Source organism: Jeotgalibacillus marinus (assembly GCF_040801915.1).
In the GTDB taxonomy this organism is placed as follows: Bacteria; Bacillota; Bacilli; order Bacillales; family Jeotgalibacillaceae; genus Jeotgalibacillus; species Jeotgalibacillus marinus.
The window spans coordinates 1-2205 of sequence record NZ_JBFMIA010000052.1 but is presented as its reverse complement, the minus strand read 5'-3'; the positions used below and the strand labels follow the sequence as shown (position 1 = coordinate 2205).

The window sequence follows — 2205 nt, the reverse complement described above, 5'->3', positions numbered from 1 at the left end:
ATGTCCAAGGTTTAGAGATTACTTGCATGGATCTTGATGTTTTTGCACCAGAACCTATTTTATAGATCATCAGTCCACCAGACAACGCGATTTTGTGCGTCTTCCCAACGTCCTAATAAATATCTAAGTTTATTGCTATTAGGATCTTCGTGAACGTTTAATAACAATCCATTATTTAGTTGTATGACATCATTTTTTTGACCGTTAAATTCAGTTACTGAAGATGATGACCAACTGATGGTGTTACTTCCTGTAATGTCTCCTGTATAATGCCAAGTGGGATTATTATCTCCTCTATTTCCTTCGAACATCGTCAGAATTTTACCGTTATCTAGTTGTAATCCAACTGGATCTTTTCCTAAATCATAAGTGTGCGTTATTCCATTGGGTGATAGATTACCACCTACATAGCTCATATACTGATACACTACATTCGAACCGTCTTCATGAAATTCATATGCTCCATAAAAATCACCTTGGTAGGGTATATACTTATGGGCTGGCGTAATACTAGGATTTTTACCGCTAGAATTCATCACTCCCCAATTTCCATCACTGCTCGTATAACTTCCATTAATAGAAAATTGATTATACAGTAACCTTTGTGAAAAAGGAAAAAACGTTTCATTGAATGCTAATGCCAACTTAGGGTTATTTTTTCCTACTACAGCAACAGAAGGAGTTGTCTTATTTTCAACCGTTGTACTATAACGATTACCTACACTATACCAATCGATTGATCTTGATATTGAATCAAAACGACCTAGATTATAAAAGAGATATTTACCTGTTGGATCTTCATGAAACTCTACAATTTCACCATTTGGAAGAGTGGTAACGGAAGGCTTTTTTCCAGTGTCATAATTGACAGGTACCGTCCAATACATTTTATCGTTAGCGTACTCACCTATTTGATAACTCAAATGACCACCATCGTCTTTTATGGCTACAACTAATCCATTATTTAAACCTGTGATAGCAGGATTGTTTCCCGATGCATATCCATGATCCGGACTACCAATAAGACCATCCCATGCAACACCCGAACCATTATATGAACCATATCGATCATAAATTTGTAATGAATCCTCGCTACTTACGATGATATCTCTACCGTATGTAATGACTGAAGGGTTTTTTCTTTTATCCTCATATTTTATTTGTTCACCCCAAGACATTTTTCCATCTTTAAATTCTCCCACACGATAATAAAGATAATTACTGGTTTGTCCTTCATATGTGTTGATCACATGACCATCACCAAGATCTGCTATTGAAGGATTTCTTCCGTCAGAATACTTCTCGGATATTTCATTTAGTAAGATAGGTTTGGTTTGCGTTGCATCTGTTTTACCTACTGCGTAGTTCAACCATGAATCAGTACGATCAATGTCAAAGGTTATTAACCAATGCTTTCCGTCATCGATTAAGTCTACAGAGAATTTATCTGCGACGAAATTAGATACAGGAGTAGGATTTGTCATCGCCCAGTTGATTGTTCCATTTTGATACTTTCCATATTTCATTACAATTTTACCATTCTCCAAATAAAAAGAAGTGGTTAATCCATTCATTGTTACTACATCTGGTTTATATCCCCATCCATAGTGATTTCCTCTACTGTACCAATTGATGGTACCGTTTTCGTAACGACCCAAGCTGTAATAAAGTAGTCCTTTGTTTTCATGAACGGACATGATCTCTCCGGTATCTAAAATCGTTGCATTCGGATTATTCCCTGTTTCAAACTGTATTTCATCAGAATACCAATCGGTTTTACCATCTTTATATTCTCCTAATCTGTAGTAAAGTAATCCGCTCGTTTGTCCTTCATACAAAGTAAGCATGTGACCATTATCAAGAACAATCGTTGAAGGATTTTTTCCGTTAGAATACGGATCAACACCCGATGTTATGTCTGCTGATGCTACTGCGTTCACAGGCGTATAGAGCGTAAAGATCATTAGTAACGCCAGCGCTGTTCTAATCATTGTTTTCATTGTTACATTCCTCCTGTTTCAATCGAAATTAGTGTAACAACTTTATCATAGCACTAACGAGATTAACCGCTAACTAAAAAAATGTTCAGAATAGTGTGTTCGATTGTTGGTAACAATGATTACTAAACGATTGAAAAGGATGAATAGAAAGGTTCTGGTGCAAAAACAATTTAATAGAGAAATAGAGACACTGTTTCAGCTCTAT

At 36.0% G+C, this 2205-nt stretch carries 1 protein-coding gene; it reads right to left on the bottom strand.

From position 1 onward, the window contains the following. Nucleotides 1–59: 59 nt before the first annotated feature. Nucleotides 60–2000: a hypothetical protein gene (locus tag AB1471_RS16765; protein WP_367780903.1), complete on the bottom strand. Its 1941-nt coding sequence runs from the start codon at nucleotides 1998–2000 to the stop codon at nucleotides 60–62. Nucleotides 2001–2205: the final 205 nt, after the last annotated feature.

Bases quoted from the DNA above. Each gene is read 5' to 3' on its own strand.
- AB1471_RS16765 (WP_367780903.1), bottom strand. From the start codon at position 2,000: ATGAAAACAATGATTAGAACAGCGCTGGCGTTACTAATGATCTTTACG.